The organism is Pseudomonas sp., assembly GCF_050739995.1.
In the GTDB taxonomy this organism is placed as follows: domain Bacteria; phylum Pseudomonadota; class Gammaproteobacteria; order Pseudomonadales; family Pseudomonadaceae; genus Aquipseudomonas.
The window spans coordinates 1-3,626 of sequence record NZ_JBOICG010000766.1; the positions used below are offsets into that span (position 1 = coordinate 1).

4 protein-coding genes are annotated in these 3,626 nt (G+C 61.5%); 1 reads left to right on the forward strand and 3 read right to left on the reverse strand.

Going from position 1 to position 3,626, the window contains the following annotated elements; genetic code table 11:
- Window positions 1–93 precede the first annotated feature (93 nt).
- From ACRESD_RS26025 to ACRESD_RS26035, 3 genes are read right to left on the reverse strand one after another with little or no spacing between them, the layout of a single operon-like run.
- Complete coding sequence (locus tag ACRESD_RS26025; RefSeq protein ID WP_431753529.1) at window positions 94–996, reverse strand: transporter substrate-binding domain-containing protein; 903 nt, start codon at window positions 994–996, stop codon at window positions 94–96.
- A 25-nt stretch (window positions 997–1,021) separates the two neighbouring features.
- Window positions 1,022–1,372, reverse strand: coding sequence for a RidA family protein (locus ACRESD_RS26030; RefSeq protein WP_431753530.1), 351 nt, complete (start codon window positions 1,370–1,372; stop codon window positions 1,022–1,024).
- Between the two features lie 10 nt (window positions 1,373–1,382).
- On the reverse strand, window positions 1,383–2,624 hold the full coding sequence (locus tag ACRESD_RS26035) for a D-amino acid dehydrogenase (RefSeq protein WP_431753531.1): 1,242 nt from the start codon (window positions 2,622–2,624) through the stop codon (window positions 1,383–1,385).
- A 108-nt stretch (window positions 2,625–2,732) separates the two neighbouring features.
- Here ACRESD_RS26035 and ACRESD_RS26040 point away from each other — a divergent pair.
- Window positions 2,733–3,626 (forward strand): LysR family transcriptional regulator (locus ACRESD_RS26040; protein ID WP_431753532.1); only part of this gene is annotated, 894 nt, incomplete at its 3' end.

A 3,626-nucleotide genomic window follows, 5' to 3' on the forward strand; every position in this document is an offset into this window, starting at 1 on the left:
ATTGCGGTCTGTCAGTAAAAAATAGGTGTCTGACACACTGCTATCGGGAGCAAGCCCCCTCCCACATTCAGATTGGATTACCACATCGCCACATCAGTCCACCGGATCGCTGACCGGCGTGGCGATAATTGCCTTCAACTCACTGGTCATCGGAAATTCCAGGTTCAGGCCCTTGGGCGGAATCGGCTGTTCAAACCAGCGCTGGTAAATCCCGTTGATCTCCCCGCTGCGGTAAAGGTCGCCAAGCGTCTCGTTGACCACTGCCAAAAACTGCGGGTCGTCCTTGCGCACCATGCAGCTGTAGATCTCCCGTGACTGCTCTTTACCGACCACCACCCAATGGTGCGGGTCCTTGGCCTTGGCGCGCTCGCCGTACAGCAGCGCGTCATCCATGTAGAACGCCGCTGCGCGACCGGTCTCCAGCATCTTGAACGCTTCGCCGTGGTCCTTGGCGCTGATCACGAACATATTGGCCTTGTGTTCGGCGTTATAACTCTTGAGAAAACGCTCGTTGGTAGTGCCCGCGGTGGTCACCACGTTCTTGCCCTTGAGGTCAGCGAACCCCTTGATGCCGCTGTCCTTGGCGGTGAGCAACTGGCCCTTCACGTATATAAACCCGTAGGAAAACGCCACCTGTTTCTGCCGCTCGGCCGTCACTCCGGTGGAACCACATTCCAGGTCGACGGTGCCGTTCTGCACCAGCGGAATACGCGTTTGGGAGGTCACCAGGTTGTACTTCACCTTGAGATTCGCCACCCCGGTTTTCTGCTGGATACGGTCGACGATCTTGTTCGCCAGCTCAACCGAATACCCCATGGGCTTGCCGCTGTTATCCCCGACGTAGGAAAACGGCACAGACGCGTCGCGATAACCCAGGGTGATGGACTGGGTGCTGGCGATCTTGCTCAGCGTACCGTCCAGTGCTGCCTCGTTCGCATAAGCCTGTGCCCCCAGCAAAAGCCCCAAGGCGCAGCCGCTCAACAGGATCTTTTTCATTGTTATTCTCCGTTGGTTTTTCTGGTTATTTACGTACAGCGATCACGCTGATTTCCACCAGCACACTGGGCCGCGCCAATTCCGCTTGCAGCGTGGTGCGCGAGGGCGCCATGCCTGGCGATAACCACGCGGACCACACTTCATTCATCGGTGCAAAACCTTCGCCAATGTCTTTCAGGTAAATAGTCGCATTGAGCAGATGATTCTTATCGCTGCCGGCCTGCGCCAGCAGGGCGTCGATCTTTGCCAGGACTTCGCGGGTTTGGGTCGCCACGTCCAGGCCTTCACCCGGCACCTGGCCCGAAAGGAATACAAGATCCTTGAAGGTGGCGGCTCCAGAGAGGCGCGGGTTGCTGTCGATTCGGCTGATGGTCATGGGTACATCCTCATGCGGCGCGGGGCGCCAGGCCCTGCATGTCAATGGAAGGAGCGTGGTGACCCACCAACTCGGCCAACAGTTGGCCGCTGCCGCTGGCCAGGGTAAACCCGAGCGCGCCATGGCCCAGGTTCAGCCACAGGTTGCGATAAACACTGGCACCGATCAGCGGCACGCCGGTCGGGGTGGCCGGGCGCATGCCCGCCCATTCGACTGCGTGGGCGTAGTCACCGGCCAGAGGAAAAGTTTCCAGCGCCTGACGCCTCATCAGCGCCAGGCGCTTGGGTTCGAGGCTGGCGTCGAAGCCGACGATGTCGACCATGGCAGCCACCCGCAGCTGTTCGCCGATGCGCGCATACACGATCTTGCGGTCGTAGTCGGTGATGCTCACGTTCGGCGCCTGATGCTGTGGACCAATCGGCACGCTGAGGCTGTAGCCCTTGAGTGGATACAGCGGCAGCGACAACCCCGGCAAACCCAGCTGAGCACTGCGATGGCCCGCAGCGAGTACGAGTTGCTCCACGGGCATCACTTCATCACCCAACTCGACGGCCTGTACCGTGCCGCTGGCGTGGCGAATCCCAGTGACCCTGCGCCCCAGCAAAAACTGGCAGCGGCCCGACGCCTCAAGCCGCTCGGCGAGTCGCTGGCAGAAAGCATGACAATCGGCCACTTCTTCATTCGGCGTGTAAATGCCGCCAATAAAACCACCGCCCGCCAACGCCGGCTCCAGGCGTGCGCAATCATCGGCTGATAGCACCTGCTGCTGGAGGACATCCGTGACTTTGCTGCGTGCATGCTCGAACGTCGCCGCGTGGCGAAAGGTCACCAGCTTGCCATTGCGCCGCCAGTCAAAACCGTCCAGTTGATCGTCCTCACGCCACCGCTGCAACGTGTCCTGGCTCAGGGACGCCAACCGTAGCAAATGCGCGGCATTACGCTTGTTCACCGAGCCACGGCAGGCGCCGAGAAACGCGGCCATCCAACGCCACTGCTGCGGGTCGAGGCGCGGACGCAGCTTCAGCGGCGAGTCACCACGCAACAACCAGCCAATGGCCTGCAGGGGCACACCGGCGTCGGCCAACGGTGCGACATAGCGGTAGGACAACTGCCCGCCGTTGGCGAAGCTGGTTTCGCGGCCCAGGCTGTCGCGGGCCTCGATCACGGTCACCTCATGGCCTGCGCGTACCAACGCGTAAGCACTGGCCAGGCCGATGACGCCACCGCCAATGATACAAACTCGCTTGGCCATCCCCGCCACCTGTCGTTGAAGTAAGAGGTTCCAAGGGTAGGGGCAGGTGACAGGCCTGCGACAATGAATAAAGATGGGCTACCTATAAACAAAGGTTATGGACTCGCCATGCGCTTGCGTCATATCGAAATCTTCCAGGCCATCCGCCAGACCGGTTCCATCAGTGCCGCCGCACAATTGCTGCACGTCTCGCAGCCGGCAGTGACCAAGGTGTTGCAACACGCAGAATTGCAGCTGGGTTTCCCGCTGTTCCTGCGGGTACGTGGCAAATTGCAACCCACCCCGGAAGCCCTGGCGCTGGAAAGCGAAGTGGAGAAAGTCACCCAAAGCCTGCAAGGCGTGCGGCGCCTGGCCAAGAGCTTGCGTCGCGAGCCCGGGCAAAGCGTACGCATTGGGGCGATCCCGGCACTGGCGTTGTCGCTGTTGCCGCCGGCGGTTCTGGAGTGGAAGCGCGACTACCCGGACATCGCCTGCGAGTTGTCCAGCGACCATAGTCGCGAGCTGGTGCAGAAGTTATTGATGCGCGAGATCGACCTGGCGCTGACGCTCAATTTCTCCGGTCATCCGGGCTTGACCACCCAGGTGCTGGCCAACGGTGTGCTGGTGGCATTGGCGTCCAAAGGCTTTTGGCCCGAGACCGCGTTGAGCAAGCCATTACCCTTGGCCGACCTGGCGGGTGCACCGCTGATCGGCTTGTCCAGCGCTGACCCACTGGCGGCAAAACTCGACAGCTACCTGGAAAGCGTCGACCCGGCGCCTAAGGTGACCATCTCCGTACAGACCTACTCCCTGGCCCGCGCCATGGTGGAGTCCGGCGCCGGCCTGACCGTCATCGACCCCTTCACCGCCCTCGGTGCCTCGACCGCCACGACCAGCATCCGCACGCTCACCCCGCCGCTGCCGATCACCCTGTACGCCTTGACCCGTGCCGACGAACCGCCGCCGCATATGCTGGCCAACCTGCTGGAGATTTTTGGCGAGCGTGCCCAGGCGCTGCTGCAA